General features: G+C 60.6%; 17 protein-coding genes. 13 read left to right on the top strand and 4 right to left on the bottom strand.

Features of this window, described 5'->3' with window-relative positions; all coding sequences use genetic code 11:
• Positions 1-155 precede the first annotated feature (155 nt).
• Positions 156-1580, bottom strand: coding sequence for an aspartate ammonia-lyase (gene aspA / locus ACSPX5_RS23375; RefSeq protein ID WP_039765095.1), 1425 nt, complete (start codon positions 1578-1580; stop codon positions 156-158).
• Between the two features lie 180 nt (positions 1581-1760).
• Here aspA and ACSPX5_RS23370 point away from each other — a divergent pair, with 180 nt between their 5' ends.
• On the top strand, positions 1761-2672 hold the full coding sequence (locus tag ACSPX5_RS23370; protein WP_169432510.1) for a LysR substrate-binding domain-containing protein: 912 nt from the start codon (positions 1761-1763) through the stop codon (positions 2670-2672).
• A 97-nt stretch (positions 2673-2769) separates the two neighbouring features.
• Here ACSPX5_RS23370 and ACSPX5_RS23365 read toward each other — a convergent pair whose 3' ends face one another.
• Positions 2770-3384 carry a hypothetical protein gene (locus ACSPX5_RS23365; protein ID WP_169432509.1) on the bottom strand — a complete coding sequence of 205 codons (615 nt, stop codon included), beginning with the start codon at positions 3382-3384 and terminating at the stop codon, positions 2770-2772.
• 511 nt (positions 3385-3895) lie between these two features.
• Between ACSPX5_RS23365 and purE the strand changes: the two genes are divergently transcribed.
• From purE to ACSPX5_RS23345, 4 genes are all read left to right on the top strand, one after another.
• Positions 3896-4387: a 5-(carboxyamino)imidazole ribonucleotide mutase gene (purE, locus tag ACSPX5_RS23360; protein WP_007954291.1), complete on the top strand. Its 492-nt coding sequence runs from the start codon at positions 3896-3898 to the stop codon at positions 4385-4387.
• 10 nt (positions 4388-4397) lie between these two features.
• Positions 4398-5480, top strand: coding sequence for a 5-(carboxyamino)imidazole ribonucleotide synthase (locus ACSPX5_RS23355; protein ID WP_439820339.1), 1083 nt, complete (start codon positions 4398-4400; stop codon positions 5478-5480).
• A gap of 113 nt (positions 5481-5593) precedes the next feature.
• Positions 5594-5839: a GlsB/YeaQ/YmgE family stress response membrane protein gene (locus ACSPX5_RS23350; RefSeq protein WP_003229635.1), complete on the top strand. Its 246-nt coding sequence runs from the start codon at positions 5594-5596 to the stop codon at positions 5837-5839.
• Positions 5840-5942: 103 nt separating this feature from the next.
• On the top strand, positions 5943-6479 hold the full coding sequence (locus ACSPX5_RS23345; protein ID WP_169432507.1) for a DUF3299 domain-containing protein: 537 nt from the start codon (positions 5943-5945) through the stop codon (positions 6477-6479).
• A gap of 48 nt (positions 6480-6527) precedes the next feature.
• Here the strand turns inward: ACSPX5_RS23345 and ACSPX5_RS23340 are convergent, their stop codons facing one another.
• Both ACSPX5_RS23340 and ACSPX5_RS23335 read right to left on the bottom strand, forming a co-directional pair.
• Complete coding sequence (locus ACSPX5_RS23340; RefSeq protein WP_323159673.1) at positions 6528-7427, bottom strand: D-hexose-6-phosphate mutarotase; 900 nt, start codon at positions 7425-7427, stop codon at positions 6528-6530.
• Positions 7428-7484: 57 nt separating this feature from the next.
• Positions 7485-7889 carry an acyl-CoA thioesterase gene (locus ACSPX5_RS23335; protein WP_003229628.1) on the bottom strand — a complete coding sequence of 135 codons (405 nt, stop codon included), beginning with the start codon at positions 7887-7889 and terminating at the stop codon, positions 7485-7487.
• 379 nt (positions 7890-8268) lie between these two features.
• Between ACSPX5_RS23335 and ACSPX5_RS23330 the strand changes: the two genes are divergently transcribed.
• The 8 genes from ACSPX5_RS23330 (at position 8269) to ACSPX5_RS23295 (ending at position 18836) form a co-directional block, all read left to right on the top strand.
• Positions 8269-9567 carry an MFS transporter gene (locus ACSPX5_RS23330; RefSeq protein WP_169432505.1) on the top strand — a complete coding sequence of 433 codons (1299 nt, stop codon included), beginning with the start codon at positions 8269-8271 and terminating at the stop codon, positions 9565-9567.
• A gap of 154 nt (positions 9568-9721) precedes the next feature.
• Positions 9722-10723: a phosphate ABC transporter substrate-binding protein PstS gene (locus tag ACSPX5_RS23325; protein ID WP_011336616.1), complete on the top strand. Its 1002-nt coding sequence runs from the start codon at positions 9722-9724 to the stop codon at positions 10721-10723.
• A gap of 424 nt (positions 10724-11147) precedes the next feature.
• Positions 11148-13181, top strand: a complete 2034-nt coding sequence (locus ACSPX5_RS23320; protein ID WP_207865449.1) for an ABC transporter permease subunit — start codon at positions 11148-11150, stop codon at positions 13179-13181.
• 15 nt (positions 13182-13196) lie between these two features.
• The gene (pstA, locus tag ACSPX5_RS23315) at positions 13197-14867 is read left to right on the top strand and encodes a phosphate ABC transporter permease PstA (protein WP_323159674.1); all 1671 of its coding nucleotides are present in this window, start codon (positions 13197-13199) and stop codon (positions 14865-14867) included.
• An 82-nt stretch (positions 14868-14949) separates the two neighbouring features.
• A complete protein-coding gene (gene pstB / locus ACSPX5_RS23310) occupies positions 14950-15783 on the top strand; it encodes a phosphate ABC transporter ATP-binding protein PstB (protein ID WP_065258233.1) in 834 nt (277 codons plus the stop codon).
• A gap of 74 nt (positions 15784-15857) precedes the next feature.
• Complete coding sequence (gene phoU, locus ACSPX5_RS23305; protein ID WP_065258232.1) at positions 15858-16619, top strand: phosphate signaling complex protein PhoU; 762 nt, start codon at positions 15858-15860, stop codon at positions 16617-16619.
• A 187-nt stretch (positions 16620-16806) separates the two neighbouring features.
• Positions 16807-17754 (top strand): response regulator, encoded by a 948-nt coding sequence (locus ACSPX5_RS23300; RefSeq protein ID WP_169432503.1) that lies wholly within the window; start codon positions 16807-16809, stop codon positions 17752-17754.
• 185 nt (positions 17755-17939) lie between these two features.
• The gene (locus ACSPX5_RS23295; protein ID WP_439820338.1) at positions 17940-18836 is read left to right on the top strand and encodes a peptidoglycan DD-metalloendopeptidase family protein; all 897 of its coding nucleotides are present in this window, start codon (positions 17940-17942) and stop codon (positions 18834-18836) included.
• Positions 18837-18841 lie beyond the last annotated feature (5 nt).

Genomic DNA, 18841 nt, shown 5'->3' with positions numbered 1-18841 from the left:
GTCTGGGAGCCGGTTTGCAGCCAGCTTCCATACATACGGTTCTCAGGTTCAAACAGTTAAAAAAAAGGGCTCGGGGAATGCTCCCCAAGCCCTCAAAAGGTGAGAGGTGTCTAGTCCCTCGACCTGGTGAGCGGTGCTACAAGTCACGCGTCGGATCAGGCCTTCAGGGGCACCAGACGCGGAGCAATCATGTTTTCCGGGCGCAGGATGTCGGCGAGCATGGCTTCGTCGAGCAGACCTTCTTCGCGCACCAGTTCCAGCACGCCGCGACCGCTTTCAAGGGCGATACGGGCGATGCGGGTGGCGTTTTTGTAGCCGATGTATGGGTTCAGTGCGGTGACCAGACCGATCGAGTGTTCGACCAGTTCGCGGCAGCGCGCTTCGTTGGCAGTGATGCCGACGATGCAGTGCTCGCGCAGCATGTCCATGGCGCGTTGCAGCAGGCGGATCGAGTCGAGGATCTTGAAGGCGATCAGCGGCTCCATCACGTTCAGTTGCAGCTGGCCGCCTTCGGCTGCCATGGTCAGCGCCAGATCGTTACCGATGACCTGGAAGGCCACCTGGTTCACGGCTTCCGGGATAACCGGGTTGACCTTGCCTGGCATGATCGAGCTGCCTGGCTGACGCGCCGGCAGGTTGATTTCGTTGATGCCGGTACGCGGGCCGCTGGACAGCAGACGCAGGTCGTTGCAGATCTTCGACAGCTTGACCGCGGTGCGCTTGAGCATGCCGGAGAACAGCACGAAGGCGCCCATGTCGGAGGTGGCTTCGATCAGGTCGGCGGCTGGAACCAGCGGTTGACCGCTGATCAGTGCCAGACGCTGTACGGCCAGCGCCTGATAGCGCGGGTCGGCGTTGATGCCGGTACCGATCGCGGTGCCGCCCAGGTTCACTTCAGTCAGCAGTTCCGGGGCCAGCGTCTTCAGACGGGCCAGGTCTTCGCCCATGGTGGTGGCGAAAGCGCGGAACTCTTGACCCAAGGTCATCGGCACGGCGTCTTGCAGCTGGGTACGACCCATCTTCAGGACGTGGTTGAATTCTTCACCCTTGGCCGCGAATGCCTGAATCAGGCTGTCGAGGCTGGCCAGGAGCGCGTCGTGACCCAGCAGCAGACCCAGACGGATCGCGGTCGGGTAGGCGTCGTTGGTCGACTGCGCCATGTTCACGTCGTCGTTCGGGTGCAGGTACTGGTATTCGCCTTTCTGGTGACCCATCGCTTCCAGCGCGATGTTGGCGATCACTTCGTTGGCGTTCATGTTGGTGGAGGTACCGGCGCCACCTTGAATCATGTCGACCACGAACTCTTCGTGGAAATCACCGCGGATCAGACGGGCACAGGCTTCGCTGATGGCAGCGTGCTTGGCTTCGCTCAGGTGACCCAGCTCGCGGTTGGCGTCAGCGGCGGCCTGTTTGACCATCGCCAGACCGACAACCAGCTTCGGGTAGTGCGAAATCGGAACGCCCGAGAGACGGAAGTTGTTCACCGCTCGCAGGGTCTGGATGCCGTAATACGCTTGAGCAGGGACTTCGAGGGTGCCAAGCAGGTCGTTTTCTGTGCGGAATGATGCAGCGGAGGACATGATAGAAATCATCTCGATATGGACCCGGTCTGTGCCGGAACGCTGCGAATGCTAGGCTTGTGGGAATTTTTGGGCCAATGCTGTTAAACACTGCCCTATGCACATTCGGCATAATGCCCGTGTGACGCCGTGTGCGTGGCAGACGTGTGACCTGTTTTGGTGCGTGTCCGGGAGGACGTGATGAATCTGGAAAGCAAATGGCTCGAGGACTTCAGTGCCCTGGCCGCCACCCGCAGCTTCTCGCAGGCGGCCGAACGGCGCTTCGTGACCCAGCCGGCTTTCAGTCGGCGGATCCGCAGCCTGGAAGCGGCGCTCGGGCTGACGCTGGTCAACCGCTCGCGCACACCGGTCGAGCTGACGGCGGCGGGGCAACTGTTTCTGGTGACGGCGCGCACCGTGGTCGAACAGCTCGGTGAAGTGTTGCGCCATTTGCATCACCTGGAAGGCGGGCAGGGTGAAGTGATCCAGGTGGCGGCGGCGCACTCGCTGGCGCTCGGTTTCTTCCCGCGCTGGATCGCGCAACTGCGTAACGAAGGCCTGAACATCGCCACGCGGCTGGTCGCGACCAACGTTGGCGACGCGGTACACGCGCTGCGTGAAGGTGGCTGTGATCTGATGCTGGCATTCTACGACCCGGACGCCGCGATGCAGATGGACCCGGAAATTTTCCCGTCACTGCATCTGGGGCAGACCGAAATGCTCCCGGTGTGCGCAGCGGATGCCAATGGCAAGCCACTGTTCGACCTCGAAGGCGAGGCCAGCGTGCCGCTGCTGGCCTACAGCGCCGGGGCGTTTCTCGGACGTTCGGTGAACGGCTTGCTGCGCCAGCGTCAGTTGCGCTTCACCACGATCTACGAAACCGCCATGGCCGACAGCCTTAAAAGCATGGCCCTGGAAGGCCTCGGCATTGCCTGGGTGCCGCAACTGAGCGTGCGTGCCGAGCTGGCCCGTGGCGAACTGGTTGTCTGCGGCGGCCCGCAATGGCATGTGCCGCTGGAAATTCGCCTGTACCGCTGCGCACTGGTGCGCAAGGCCAACGTGCGGTTGTTGTGGCGCAAGCTGGAAGGCGGTGCAGCGAGTGGCAATAACTGAATGAAAGCAGAGGCGAATGTTGTTTTTCGCCTCTGCCAAGCCGGGTGAGCTTTATTAAAATACGAGAGCTCGTGGGATGCGGCAGGTTTGCATCAGTTCAATCGTCGTCCCAATCGTCTTGGGGGCGCGGCACGGCCCGCTGTGCAATCGGTTTGTCCAGGTAATTGCGAATGTTCTCTCTGTTTTTATCACTGAAGCGGTTGGCATTGCTTCGAAGTGGTGAGAAAGTATCATCACTCATGATTGTTTCGCTCCACCAGCCGTTGTACAGGATTTCGCTGTCTTCATGAGTCGCGCCGAACATGTGGCCCGCTTCGTGAGCAGGAACCATGTCGCTTCTTATCGAGGATATACCCGCGTAACCCTTGTTTTGTGCAATTCCCATTGTGCTCGGGTTTATATTGTCGCGAGTCAGCAATAGATATTTGTTGAATCTTGTGTGCGAGTCTTGCAGGAGCACGGAGCCGAAATGGCTTTTTAATTTTTCTGCCCAAGCGTCCAAAGAACTGGCGGCGGATATTTTTTTATAATCAAAACCACTCAAGGTCTCTGCTTCTGACGGGGTGAACATATTGACTGATAGCTTGCGGCCGGACAGTTCCTGGATTTCGTCGGTAAACCAGGAAAAATGGGTGTTGTACAAGTCTCGTCTGCTGTCGTCCGATAAGTCCTCATGGATGAAGACATTCAGTGTTAAAGGCTGTTTGGCCATGTTCCGTTCCTTTGGATGATTGCAATTTACTTGATAGTGACGGGCAGGCGTGATGGTGCCGACTGTCCTGCCGTTGCGATTTTGAAAGTGCTATTAATATGGATTTGTTGCTGTGCAATATAAGTTTTTGTTTTTGGGTGGGGTCTCTGTTTTTTTATTTCATGCTTGGTTGTATATCATTTAAATTTTGTTGTGGCTCTTGGGAATGTTTTGATTTTTATTACATGAACTCATGCGGAAATTTGAGTACGCTCTCCATTCGACCTGTTGATCATGTTTCCCGTGGGAAAAAACGAAGCAATATTCTTGAACCTAGAGTCAGCAAAATGTGTGGTTAGGTTCAGATGACAGATGGTCGCGACGGGGGCTGTTTATTGCTTTCTTTGCGGTATACTGCGCGGCCTTCGGCCGGTACGTCCGGCCATTTTTCGTACAATCAAGCCACGCAACCCTGCGTGGCTTGTTGTTTTATGACGCGCCTGCGGGCGCTCCAGAGAGAAGAGGCGCGACGATGAGTGCACTGGTTGGCGTGATCATGGGCTCCAAGTCCGATTGGTCCACCCTTAGCCACACCGCCGATATGCTGGAAAAGCTCGGCATCCCTTACGAGGTCAAGGTGGTCTCTGCCCACCGCACCCCGGATCTGCTGTTCCAGTACGCCGAAGAGGCTGAAGGCCGCGGCATCGAGGTGATCATCGCCGGTGCCGGTGGCGCAGCCCACTTGCCAGGCATGTGTGCGGCCAAGACCCACCTGCCGGTGCTGGGCGTTCCGGTCCAGTCGGCGATGCTCTCGGGCGTCGATTCGCTGCTGTCGATCGTGCAGATGCCGGCCGGCATTCCGGTTGCCACCCTGGCCATCGGCAAGGCCGGTGCGATCAACGCAGCCCTGCTGTCGGCGAGCATCCTGGGCGCCAAGCATCCACAATTCCACGCGGTACTGAAGACCTTCCGTGCCGAGCAGACGGACAGCGTCCTGGACAATCCAGACCCACGTATTGCCTGAGGTTGTTGAGATGAAGATCGGTGTAATCGGTGGCGGCCAGTTGGGTCGCATGTTGGCCCTGGCGGGCACCCCGCTGGGCATGAACTTCGCTTTCCTCGACCCTGCGCCGGACGCTTGCGCCGCCGCGCTGGGCGAACACCTGCGGGCCGATTACGGCGATCAGGATCACCTGCGCCAGCTGGCCGATGAAGTCGATCTGGTGACCTTCGAGTTCGAAAGCGTCCCGGCCGAGACCGTGGCCTTCCTTTCGCAGTTCGTGCCGGTCTACCCGAGCGCCGAAGCCCTGCGCATCGCTCGCGACCGCTGGTTCGAGAAAAGCATGTTCAAGGACCTGGGGATTCCAACCCCGGCGTTCGCCGACATCCAGTCGCAAGCCGATCTGGACGCCGCGGTCGCTTCGATCGGTCTTCCGGCCGTGCTGAAAACCCGCACCCTGGGTTACGACGGCAAGGGCCAGAAAGTCCTGCGCAAACCTGAGGATGTGGTCGATACCTTCGCCGAACTGGGCAGCGTGCCGTGCCTGCTGGAAGGCTTCGTGCCGTTCACCGGCGAAGTATCGTTGATCGCCGTGCGTGCCCGCGATGGTGAGACCAGGTTCTATCCACTGGTGCACAACACCCACGACAGCGGCATTCTCAAGTTGTCGGTCGCCAGCTCCGATCATCCGTTGCAGGCCCTGGCCGAAGACTATTCCGGCCGCGTCCTCAAGCAACTGGATTACGTTGGCGTGATGGCATTCGAGTTCTTTGAAGTCGACGGTGGCCTCAAGGCCAACGAAATCGCCCCGCGTGTGCATAACTCCGGGCACTGGACCACCGAAGGCGCCGAGTGCAGCCAGTTCGAAAACCACCTGCGGGCCGTCGCCGGTCTGCCGCTGGGTTCGACCGCCAAGGTCGGTGAGAGCGCGATGCTCAACTTCATCGGTGTGGTTCCGCCGGTCGAAAAGGTCATCGCCATCGACGATTGCCATCTGCATCACTACGGCAAGGCCTTCAAGGCCGGGCGCAAGGTCGGACACGCCAATCTGCGCTGCAAGGACAAGGCGACCCTCGAGCAGCAGATCCTCAAGGTCGAAGCGCTGATCGCCGAGTAACGAGAGTTTCATCTGGCAGCGGCGGAACCATTGCGGGGCCGCCGTTCTCTGATGGCAGGATGCGAAAGTCTGACTAGGCTTCATCGCATATCTACCATTCAGAGGGAAATGCCATGGGAATTATCGGAACCATCTTTATCGGCCTCATCGTCGGCCTGCTGGCGCGGTTCCTGAAACCGGGCGATGACAGCATGGGCTGGATCATGACCATCCTGCTCGGTATCGGCGGTTCGCTGGCAGCCACTTACGGCGGTCAGGCCCTGGGCATCTATCAGGCAGGTCAGGGCGCAGGCTTCATTGGCGCGCTGGTTGGCGCGATCGTGCTGCTGGTGATCTACGGTCTGATCAAAAAGAACTGATCCAAAGCGACAAAGTCCTCTCTGCCAATCCGGTAGGGAGGGCTAGAATGCTCGACGATTCACTTTGCCCTCCTTATTCGAGCATCCTTTACCGAGCACCTTCATGCGCCGTCTTCTGTTGACTCTCCTTTTGCTGGGCAGCGGTCTGGCCCACGCCGGCGAACTGCCGGAAACCGACTGGCTGGAACTGATGCCCAAGTCGGATCAGAAAGCCCTCGAGGCCATGCCTGAAATCGACCACAACTCCCCGGAAGCCACCGGCACCTTCACCCAGAAAGGCGGGATGAAGCAGGCCAAGGGTTTGCCGGCGGTGATGTATTCGACCAAGACCGTGGCGTCGATGAACGACAAACACATCCGCATCGGTGGTTATCCGGTACCGCTGGAATCCGACGCCAAGGGCCGCAGTACGCTGTTTTTCCTCGTGCCATACCCCGGCGCGTGCATCCACGTGCCGCCGCCACCGCCGAACCAACTGGTGCTGGTGCGTTATCCAAAAGGCTTGAAGCTGGACGACATCTACACACCGCTGTGGGTGACCGGCACGCTGAAGATCGAAAAGGTCAGCAATGACCTGGCCGATGCGGCCTACGCACTGGATGCGGACAAGGTGCGGGTAGTGCAGGAGTCGGATCTGTAATTCAGACCCGCAAAAAAAATCGCAGCCCCAGGGCTGCGATTTTTGTTTTCAGAGCGGCTGACTGCCGACGCTGACACCCATCGTATGACTGGCACTCGGTGCCAGTGTCACAACGTCGTCCATCACATTCGCCGTCTCGATGCACAGCATGCGCTGCCAGCCGTCGTTGTCCATGTCGCTGAACGCGGCGGCGCGGTCGATCCATGGGTTCCAGATCACGGCGGTGCGTGAGCCGGTCGCGGTCAGCACGATGCGCCGCTCCCAGGCCGGGTCGACGATGCTCAGTTGCGGCGGGGCGTCGAGATAGATGCGGTCGGTTTCCCCGGCAAAGCGCAGGTCGCCTTGCTGGGCGTGCGTCTTCCAGTCATCCAGCGTCTCGATGTAGTCCAGACCGTCCACGCCTTCGACGCGCACGTTGCGCACATCGCTGACCGCGAAATAGCTGTGCAGCGCCTGGCTGATACTGACGGTGTTGGCACCGCGGTTGTGGCTGGTCAGGCTGATGTTCAACTGATCATTCAGATGCAGGGTCAGGGTCAGGTCAACCTGATGCGGCCAACCCGGGAAACCGCCTTCGGGATACGGCAGCTTGAATTCAACCTTGACGCCCTGGTCCTCGGCTTCGATGCCGCCTAATTCCCAATCCATTGCCCGGACAAACCCGTGTGCGGCGGCCGGCTCTTCGCTGACACGCATCGCCTGCACGCTCTGCGGGTTGCGTTCGAACTTGCCGAACCACGGCCAGCACACCGGCACACCGGCGCGGATGCTCTTGCCGGTCTTGAACACGGCCTTGTCGTTGAGCCAGATGATCGGCGGCTGGCCATCGATCTGATAACTGAGGATGTGCGCACCTTGCTGGGCCACCAGCACTTCGGCCTGACCGTGGCGGATGCGCCAGCAGTTCAGTTCATCCAGTTTCACGGCTTCAACGTTGGGCGTGTTCATCGGACAACTCTCGATCAGCAACTTGGACGACTATCGACCGTGAAACGGTCGCGAGGTTTAACGTGCGCGTGGCGGAACCGAACGGGTGCGACCGCTGCCATCGATGGCCACGAACACGAACACCGCCTCGGTCACTTTACGCCACTCGCTGGACAGCGGGTCGTCGCTCCACACCTCGACCATCATCTGGATCGAGCTGCGGCCGATCTCCAGGGTCTGGGTATAAAAGGACAATTGCGCGCCGACAGCTACCGGCACCAGGAACGCCATGCGATCGATGGCGACCGTTGCAACACGACCACCGGCGACGCGGCTGGCCATTGCGGTGCCGGCCAGGTCCATCTGCGCCACCAGCCAGCCGCCGAAAATATCGCCGAAGCCGTTGGTTTCGCGGGGAAGCGCGGTGATTTGCAGGGCCAGGTCGCCTTGCGGGATCGGATCTTCTTGTTCGAGCTCTATCATGCCGGGGGTGCCTCTGACCCGTGACTCTTCGTTGGGTATTGCTGGTGGTAGCCGTCTTCAGGAAAAACGATTCAGCACCGAACATACTACGTTCGTCACGTTTTCCATAAGGCAACTAAAGGGGAAACTCTGCGAAACCGGCTGGATCCACGCGCCAGGGCGACCAACGACGTTTTCGCACAGCAACCCCCTACAAGCCGGAGCAGGATTGCGAGTATATCGGTCGGTAGACTCCGCGACGACCATCCGGTTCTCATTTCGACCGTCAAATACGCGCCTCTATGTGCTTTTTCGAACAATTTGCTATGGTGCCGAACCTGCCCGAGCCACAGCCAGCGTTGTTGTGGCGGCAGATCCGACTATAAGAGAAGACCTTGCCATGACCACAGCGCCCTCGAGCCTCGCGCAGCCAGACCAACCCGCACGACCCTTGACCCGCAATGACTACAAGACTCTGTCGCTATCGGCCCTGGGGGGCGCGCTGGAGTTCTACGATTTCATCATTTTCGTGTTCTTTGCCACCGTGGTCGGCAAATTGTTCTTCCCCGCCGACATGCCCGAGTGGCTGCGCCTGATGCAGACCTTCGGCATCTTTGCCGCCGGCTACCTCGCGCGGCCGCTGGGCGGTATCGTCATGGCGCACTTCGGCGACCTGCTGGGGCGCAAGAAGATGTTCACCCTGAGCATTTTCATGATGGCCGTGCCGACCCTGATCATGGGCCTGCTGCCGACTTACGCGCAGATCGGCCTGTGGGCGCCGATCCTGCTGCTGTTGATGCGCGTCATCCAGGGCGCGGCGATTGGCGGCGAAGTGCCGGGGGCGTGGGTCTTCGTTTCCGAACACGTGCCCGGAAAGCATGTCGGCTATGCCTGCGGCACCCTGACCAGCGGCCTGACGGCGGGCATCCTGCTCGGCTCGCTGGTCGCCACTGCGATCAACAGCATTTATACGCCAACGGAAGTTTCGGATTACGCCTGGCGGATTCCATTCCTGCTCGGTGGCGTGTTCGGCCTGTTCTCGGTCTACCTGCGCCGCTGGCTGCACGAAACCCCGGTATTTGCCGAACTGCAACTGCGCAAGGCTCTGGCCGAGGAAGTGCCGCTGCGCGCGGTGCTGCGTGACCATCGCGGGGCCATTGCAGTCTCGATGCTGCTGACCTGGCTGCTGTCAGCCGGCATCGTCGTGGTGATCCTGATGACCCCGACCGTGCTGCAGACGGTCTATCACTTCTCGCCGACGGTGGCGTTGCAATCCAACAGCCTGGCCATCGTATTTCTGAGCGTGGGCTGCATCATTTCCGGCGCGCTGGCGGACCGCTTCGGCGCCGGTCGCGTATTCGTATTCGGTTGCCTGGGTTTGCTGGCCAGCTCCTGGACCTTCTATCACAGCCTCGCCGATCACCCGAACTGGCTGTTCCCGCTGTATGCGTTGACCGGTTTCCTGGTCGGCACCATTGGCGCGGTGCCTTATGTGATGGTGAAAGCGTTCCCGCCGGTGGTGCGCTTCAGCGGTCTGTCCTTCTCTTATAACGTCGCCTACGCCATCTTCGGCGGCCTGACCCCGATGGTTGTCAGCCTGCTGCTGAAAGAAAGCGCGATGGGGCCTGCCTACTATGTGGCGGTGCTGTGTGGAATGGGGATCCTGGTCGGCGCGTGGCTGTGGAGCAAAGGTCGCTAAGCCACCTTCACACTTGCCGTTACAACTGAAAGGCCAGCCTTCCGACAGGGATGCTGGCCTTTCATCCAATTGTCATATTTCAGCCATAGAGTGTTCACACGGCCTGCTGATACTTGGCCCCGACTTAACACACCCTATTTGCTAGGAGTAAGGCATGAAACTGAAGCGTTTGATGGCGGCAATGACTTTTGTCGCTGCTGGCGTTGCGACTGCCAACGCGGTTGCCGCTGTTGACCCTGCTATCCCGAGCTACACCAAGACCACTGGTGTGTCGGGCAACCTGTCCAGCGTCGGTTCCGATACCCTGGCCAACCTCATGACCCTCTGGGCTGAGAACTACAAAAAAGAATACCCGAACGTAAACATCCAGATTCAGGCCGCTGGCTCCGCCACCGCGCCACCTGCGCTGACTGAAGGCACCTCCAACCTGGGCCCGATGAGCCGCAAGATGAAGGACACCGAACTGGCGGCCTTCGAACAGAAATACGGCTACAAGCCAACCGCTATCCCGGTTGCCGTGGACGCCCTGGCTGTGTTCGTGCACAAGGACAACCCGATCCAGCACCTGACCATGGAACAGGTTGACGCGATCTTCTCGTCCACCCGTCTGTGCGGCGCCAAGGCCGACGTGAAAACCTGGGGCGACCTGGGCGTGACCGGCGACCTGGCCAACAAGCCGGTTCAGCTGTTCGGTCGCAACTCGGTATCCGGCACCTACGGCTACTTCAAGGAAGAAGCCCTGTGCAAAGGCGACTACAAGCCTAACGTCAACGAACAGCCAGGCTCGGCTTCGGTCGTGCAGTCGATCAGCTCCTCGCTGAACGGCATCGGTTACTCGGGCATCGGCTACAAGACCGCAAGCGTGAAAACCGTTGCTCTGTCGAAGAAAGGCAGCACTGACTTCATCGAAGACACCGAAGAAAACGCCCTGAACGGCAAATACCCGCTGTCGCGTTTCCTGTACGTGTACGTCAACAAAGCCCCGAACAAGCCTCTGGCCCCGCTGGAAGCCGAGTTCGTGAAACTGGTTCTGTCGAAACAGGGCCAGGAAGTGGTCGTGAAAGACGGCTACATCCCGCTGCCAGCCAAGGTTGCTGCAAAAGCACTGGCTGACCTGGGTCTGCAGGAAGGCGGCGCTGAAGTCGCAAAAAAGTAACAAACTGAGTCAGGGGTGAACCCCGCCTGACTCCCGTGTGGGGCCCGGCCCGCAAGCGGCCCGGCTCCCACACTCCCCGAATTCTTCTATCCACTGCCAGTGCCCTGCTGGCGGCGGATTTGGTGCGTCACTGCATTGTCATCTTTCTGTCATACAGGATCGCTAGGGTGTGCGCATGAATGATCTGGCCAATTCCAAAATGACTACGAACCCTCCCAAGCGCATTGATTTCAATACGCCTGAGTTGCAACGCAAGCGCCGCATTCGCGCGCTCAAGGATCGCTTCACCCGCTGGTATGTCCTCGTCGGCGGTCTGGCGGTGCTGGCAGCCATCACCCTGATCTTCTTCTTCCTCGCCTACGTCGTCGCGCCCCTGTTCAAGGGTGCGGAACTGACCGCGAAAGACGCCATCACCCCGGCCTGGATGCAGGACGCCGGCAAGCCGCTGATGATTTCGCTCGAAGAGCAGAATCAGGTGGCCATGCGCGTTTCCGACAAGGGCCAGGCGCTGTTCTTCGATATCGACAGTGGCGCTGAATTGAAGCGCGTCGATCTGCCTTTGCCGGCAGGCGCCAGTGTGACCTCCATCGGCGAAGACCAGCCGGGCCATCCGCTGGTGGCCGTGGGCCTGTCCAACGGTCAGGCGCTGGTGTTCCGTCACACTTATAAAGTCAGCTACCCGGACGGCAAGAAAACCATCACCCCGGCGATCGAGTTCCCGTACGGCGAAGCGCCGATTGCGCTGAACGAGAGCGGCGGTGCGCTGGAGCACGTCAGCCTCAATGCCACCGACTCGACCCTGATGCTGGTCGGTTCCACCGGTTCGCAACTCAACGTGCTGTCGCTGACCAGCGAAGAAAACATGATGACCGGCGAAGTTACCAACGAGCAGAAGCGTATCGATCTGCCGCAGATGACTGAGCCGGTGAAAAACATCTTCGTCGACCCGCGTCAGCAATGGCTGTACGTGGTCAACGGTCGCGCTCAGGCCGACGTGTTCAGCCTGCGCGACAAGAGCCTCAACGGTCGTTACAAACTGCTGGAAAACGCCGATGCGCAAGTCACTGCCGCTACTCAGCTGGTGGGTGGCATCTCGCTGATCGTCGGCGACTCCACCGGTGGCCTGGCCCAGTGGTTCATGGCCCGTGACACCGATGGCGAGCTGCGTCTCAAGCAGATCCGCACCTTCCAGATGGGCAAGACGCCGATCGTTGAAATCACCGCCGAAGAGCGCCGCAAAGGCTTCGTTGCCCTGGATGCTTCCGGTAAGCTCGGCGTGTTCCACAGCACCGCGCACCGCACCTTGCTGGTCGATCAGGTGGTTGAGGGCCAGGGCCTGTTCGGTCTGTCGCCACGGGCCAACCGTGTGATCGTCGAGGCCGGCGGCAAGCTGCAACCGTTGCTGCTCGACAACCCGCACCCGGAAGTTTCATGGAGCGCGCTGTGGAGCAAGGTCTGGTACGAAAACTACGACGAGCCTAAATACGTCTGGCAATCGACTGCGGCCAACACCGATTTCGAACCGAAACTGAGCCTGTCGCCACTTACCTTCGGCACCCTGAAAGCCGCGTTCTACGCGATGCTGCTGGCTGCACCGCTGGCCGTTGCCGCTGCGATCTACACCGCGTACTTTATGGCCCCGGGCATGCGCCGCAAGGTCAAACCGGTGATCGAGCTGATGGAAGCGATGCCGACGGTGATCCTCGGTTTCTTCGCCGGTCTGTTCCTCGCACCTTATGTGGAAGGGCATCTGCCAGGCATTTTCAGCCTGCTGATGCTGCTGCCGATCGGCATCCTGATCGCCGGTTTCACTTTCAGTCGCCTGCCTGAGTCGATCCGCCTGAAAGTCCCGGACGGCTGGGAAAGTGCGCTGCTGATCCCGGTGATCCTGTTCGTGGGCTGGCTGTCGCTGTACATGAGCCCGTTCATGGAGAACTGGTTCTTCGGCGGTGACATGCGCATGTGGATCTCCCACGACCTGGGCATCACCTACGACCAGCGCAACGCTCTGGTGGTCGGTCTGGCCATGGGCTTTGCGGTGATCCCGAACATCTACTCGATCGCTGAAGACGCCGTGTTCAGCGTGCCACGCGGCCTGACCCTGGGCTCGCTGGCCCTCGGTGCCACGCCATGGCAGACCATGACTCGCGTGGTGATCCTGACCGCCAGCCCGGGCATTTTCTCGGCACTGATGATCGGCATGGGCCGTGCAGTCGGCGAGACCATGATCGTGCTGATGGCCACCGGCAACACCCCGGTCATGGAAATGAACCTGTTCGAAGGCCTGCGCACCCTGGCCGCCAACGTCGCGGTGGAAATGCCGGAGTCGGAAGTCGGCGGCAGCCACTACCGCGTGCTGTTCCTCTCGGCGCTGGTGCTGCTGTTGTTCACCTTCGTCATGAACACCCTCGCAGAACTGATTCGTCAGCGTCTGCGCAAGAAATACTCGTCGCTTTAAGAAAGGTAGAAGTCTGTGAAACAGAACTCCCTGAAAGGATGGTTCAAGAGCGGCGCCCCGGGCGTCTGGATCAGCGGTGGCGCGGTGTCCATCGCGGTCATCATGACCATTGGCCTGCTGGCGGTGATTGCCGTGCGCGGTCTGGGTCACTTCTGGCCGGCGGACCTGATCCACGCCAGCTACGATGTGCCGGGCCAGGGCAATCACCTGGTCATCGGCGAAGTGGTGCAGAAGGAAGAAGTACCCCGCGCACGCCTTAAGAGCGCCGGCCTGCCGGTGCCTGACCAGGGCCCGGAATTCATGACCCGCGAGCTGATCAAGGTCGGCAACCGGGACCTGAACGGCAACGACTTCACCTGGATCGTCGGCGAGTGGCTGACCAATCAGACGAATCCGCCGGAGCTGATGGCGCTGGAGCGTCGTGAGTGGGGCAACTTCTACGGCTACCTGGTCAACGTCAAGCAGGACGGCAAGGTGATCGCCGAAGGCGAAGCGGCCTGGCCTGAGCTGCAAGCGCGGATCAACCGCGTGAACGGCCTCGCCGCGCAGCTCAAGTCGCTGGAAAAGACCGACATCGGCGCGATCAACGCCGGTCTCGAACGCATCCGCCTGCATGGCCGCAAACTGGAACTGGAAGGCAAGCTCGACGCCACCGCGCAAGCGGACATGGAATCCGAGCGAGCCGAGCTGAATGCTCGCTATCAGGACATCGAGGCGCGTCTGGCCGATCTGCACGCGCAGTTCAACCGCGACGCTTTGACCGCTCGGGATGCCAACGGCAAGGAAATCGAAATCGGCCTGGGCAAAGTGGTTCACGCTTACCAGCCCAACGCCATGGGTACCTTCACCAAGATCGGTTTCTACTTCAGCAAGGTCTGGGAATTCCTGTCTGACGACCCGCGTGAAGCGAACACCGAAGGCGGGATCTTCCCGGCGATCTTCGGCACCGTGATGATGACTCTGATCATGGCGATGATCGTGACCCCGTTCGGCGTGCTGGCGGCGGTGTACCTGCGTGAATACGCCAGGCAGAACACCCTGACCCGGGTTATCCGGATCGCGGTGAACAACCTGGCGGGTGTTCCGGCGATTGTTTACGGCGTGTTCGGTCTGGGCTTCTTCGTCTACGTGCTGGGTGGCTCGCTCGACCGTCTGTTCTTCCCGGAAGCGCTGCCGGCACCGACCTTCGGTACGCCGGGTCTGCTCTGGGCTTCGTTGACCCTGGCGCTGCTGGCGGTACCCGTGGTGATCGTGGCCACCGAAGAAGGTCTGGCGCGTATCCCGCGCACCGTGCGTGAAGGCTCGCTGGCCCTCGGCGCGACCAAGGCTGAAACCCTGTGGAAGATTGTGCTGCCGATGGCCAGCCCGGCGATGATGACCGGCATGATCCTCGCCGTGGCTCGCGCCGCCGGTGAAGTGGCGCCGCTGATGCTGGTGGGTGTGGTGAAACTGGCGCCGTCGCTGCCGGTGGACGGCAACTACCCGTACCTGCACCTGGATCAGAAGATCATGCACCTGGGCTTCCACATCTACGACGTCGGCTTCCAGAGCCCGAACGTCGAGGCTGCGCGGCCGCTGGTCTACGCCACGGCGCTGCTGCTGGTACTGGTGATCGCCACCCTGAACCTGTCGGCGGTGTACATCCGTAACCACCTGCGCGAGAAGTACAAGGCGCTGGACAGCTGATCGCCGTCACAAGAATTGAAGGGCTGCCGGCCTGTATCCCGGCAGCCAACCGAACCGAATTTGTTAGCACAGGGGATCTCCCATGCAGCACGAAACACATACCCACGGCATCAACATGTCCGCCCTGGGCCGCGACAAGCAGAGCCTGAACCTCGAGCAGGAAACCGTGGCCATCGAAGTGCCGGGCCTGAGCCTGTTCTACGGTGAGAAACAAGCGCTGTACGACGTCAGCATGAACATCCCGAAACAGCGCGTGACCGCCTTCATCGGCCCGTCCGGCTGCGGCAAGTCCACGCTGCTGCGCACTTTCAACCGCATGAACGACCTGGTGGACGGCTGCCGCGTCGAAGGCGCGATCAACCTGTACGGCAACAACATCTACCGCAAGGGCGAAGACGTGGCCGAGCTGCGTCGCCGGGTCGGCATGGTGTTCCAGAAGCCTAATCCGTTCCCCAAGACCATCTACGAAAACGTGGTCTACGGCCTGCGCATCCAGGGCATCAACAAGAAGCGCATCCTCGACGAAGCCGTCGAGTGGGCATTGAAAGGCGCGGCCCTGTGGGACGAAGTGAAAGACCGTCTGCATGACTCGGCCCTCGGCCTGTCGGGTGGTCAGCAACAGCGTCTGGTGATCGCCCGGACCATCGCCGTGGAACCGGAAGTGCTACTGCTCGACGAACCGTGCTCGGCCCTCGACCCGATCTCGACCCTGAAAGTCGAAGAGCTGATCTATGAGCTCAAATCCAAGTTCACCATCGTCATCGTGACCCACAACATGCAGCAGGCGGCGCGGGTGTCGGACTACACGGCGTTCATGTACATGGGCAAACTGGTGGAATTCGGCGACACCGATACCCTGTTCACCAATCCGGCCAAGAAGCAGACCGAAGACTACATCACCGGTCGTTACGGCTAGCAGACACTGGTTGTCGCTCACTGAATTGACGCTGCGGCCCGCCGCACCTTACCGGACGCTCCAAGGACGCCAACATGATTAGTAAAGAAGGCCTTACCCATCACATTTCCGCGCAGTTCAACGCCGAACTGGAAGAAGTGCGCAGCCACCTGCTGGCCATGGGCGGGCTGGTCGAAAAGCAGGTCAACGACGCGGTCACCGCGCTGATCGAGGCCGACTCGGGCCTGGCCCAGCAAGTGCGCGAGATCGATGACCAGATCAACCAGATGGAACGCAACATCGACGAAGAATGCCTGCGCATTCTGGCCCGTCGTCAGCCGGCGGCGTCCGACCTGCGTCTGATCATCAGCATCTCCAAGTCGGTGATCGACCTGGAGCGTATCGGCGACGAAGCGACCAAGATCGCCCGCCGTGCGATCCAGCTGTGCGAAGAAGGCGAAGCGCCGCGCGGTTACGTCGAGGTGCGCCACATCGGCGACCAGGTGCGCAACATGGTGCGTGATGCGCTGGACGCTTTTGCTCGCTTCGATGCCGATCTGGCGCTGTCGGTGGCGCAGTACGACAAGATCATCGACCGTGAATACAAGACCGCCCTGCGCGAGCTGGCGACCTTCATGATGGAAGACCCGCGCTCTATCTCGCGGGTGTTGAGCATCATCTGGGTCCTGCGTTCGCTGGAGCGGATCGGCGACCACGCCCGCAACATCTCGGAGCTGGTGATCTACCTGGTGCGCGGCACCGACGTGCGCCACATGGGCCTCAAGCGCATGAAAGAAGAAGTTGAAGGGACAAGCGGCGAAACCGCTAATGTTCCGGGCGATGCTGACGATAAGTAAGATTGCCTGAGAAAAGCGCCCGGCCCTTTGGCCGGGCGTTTTTGTTTCTGCTTTCACATGGCAGATCCGAATGAAACAGCGAATTAAAGCAGCACCCGCGAACGAAAAGTCCCGGCGTGACTGAAGAGTTTTGGCAATGTGCCATCAGCCAGCGTTATGCTTGCCGGGATTTTAATAGGGGTGTTGGATGAGCAAGATCAGTGTGTTGGTCGTGGACGATGCATCGTTCATTCGTGACCTGGTGAAAAAGTGCCTGCGTAATTACTTCCCGGGGATCCGCACCGAGGACGCCATCAACGGCAAGAAGGCCCAGGCCATGCTGGCCAAGGAGGCCTTCGACCTGGTGCTGTGCGACTGGGAAATGCCGGAAATGTCCGGCCTCGAGCTGCTGACCTGGTGCCGTGAGCAGGACAACCTCAAGACCATGCCGTTCATCATGGTTACCAGTCGCGGCGACAAGGAAAACGTCGTGCAGGCGATTCAGGCCGGTGTTTCCGGCTACGTCAGCAAACCGTTCACCAACGAGCAACTGCTGACCAAGGTCAAACAGGCCCTGAACAAGATCGGCAAGCTCGATGCCCTGATGAACAGCGCGCCAACCAAGATGAACTCGGCGTTCGGCAACGACTCCCTGAGCGCGCTGACCGGTGGCAAGGCTGCGGTTGTCGGTGCTGCACCGGCCGCCAACCCGTTTGCCAAACCTGCCGCTGCAGCCCCGGCACCTGCCGCCGCGCCACAGCGTGGCCTGCTCAACAGCCCGCCGGTGAAAGCCCCGGCAGCCTCCAGCGCTCCGGCCGGCGGTCGCGGTCAGGGCCAACTGCGCCTGCCGGGCGGTACCCAGCAATGCGTGATCAAGGCCTTGAGCATCAAGGAAGCGCTGTTGGTGGTGAAACGCACCGACAGCCTGCCACAGGTCCTCGACAGCGCCGTGCTGGACCTGGAGCAGGGCGACAACGCCGAAATCGCCCGCCTCAACGGCTACCTGCACGCCGTGGTCGCCCACGAGCCGAAGCCCGACAGCGAGTGGCTGCAACTGACCTTCCGCTTCGTCGACCAGGACGCGCAGAAGCTCGACTACATCTCCCGCCTGATCGCCCGCGGCACGGCGCAGAAGCACTTCGTTCCGGGCGCGTAAGCGTCGCGGCCAAAAAGGTCGCAGCCTGTGGCATCCCCCGCAACGGATCGTATTCCAATGCGGGGAGTGCCCGGGCTGCGACCTTTTGTTTTGTGCTGTGCCAAATTTGAAACATCTGTCGACTAGCCTGGTCTGCTTCAGCTGCTAGGCTCATTCCCAGGCCTTACTCGACAGAACTTTTGCCCATGCCCCTGCGCCTGCTGTTTTTCTGTGGTCTGTTCATGGCCTCCACCTCGACGGTGGCCGTGACGATCTACAAATCCACCGATGCCAACGGAGTGGTTTCGTACAGCGACCGTCCGAGCAAAGGCTCCCAGGTGTTCGTGTTTCAGGACCGGATGGTCGAGCGCCTGGAGCGTCAGGTGTATCTCGACATCAAGAAACAGAAGGGCACTGACGTCGTGTTCGTGCGCAACGACCTGTATGCACCGGTCGAGGTTGCGCTGGCGTTTACCGGGATGAGCAACGTGCGTGGCGCACCGACGGAAACAATCCGCCGGGTGCTGCCGGCGCGCAGCAATACACGGCTGGCGTTGCTGACGGCGGTGTCCGGTGGCAAACCGCTGGTGTATACGCCGCAGTTCCAGTATTCCCTCGGCGACCCCGCTGGTGCCGCACAGAGCTATCGCTATCCGTTTCCCTGGCGTGGCGGGCCGTTCCGTCTGAGTCAGGGCGCCAATGGCGACTACAGCCACTACGGGCCGAAGAACAAATACGCGATGGACATCGCCATGCCGGTGGGCACGCCGATCATTGCGGCGAGGGCCGGGGTGGTGGTGAAGACCGAGAACTCGCAGAACGGCCGCGGCACCGATCCTTCCGGCAACTTCGTGCGGGTGCTGCACGACGACGGCACGATGGGTGTGTACCTGCATCTCAAGCAAGGGTCGGTGAGTGTGCGTGAAGGGCAACGGGTGGCGGTGGGCAGTCCGCTGGCGCTGTCCGGCAACACCGGCAACAGCAGCGGCCCGCACCTGCATTTCGTGGTGCAGCGCAATACAGGAGGGGGGCTGGTATCGATTCCGTATCAGTTCAACCAGCCGCTGGGCGCATTGCCCAACTTTGCGTTGGGCAAGCGGTAATCCCC

This window comes from Pseudomonas sp. HLG18, assembly GCF_051903985.1.
Lineage (GTDB): Bacteria > Pseudomonadota > Gammaproteobacteria > Pseudomonadales > Pseudomonadaceae > Aquipseudomonas > Aquipseudomonas fluorescens_BT.
This window is presented reverse-complemented; position numbering and strand designations above follow the sequence as displayed.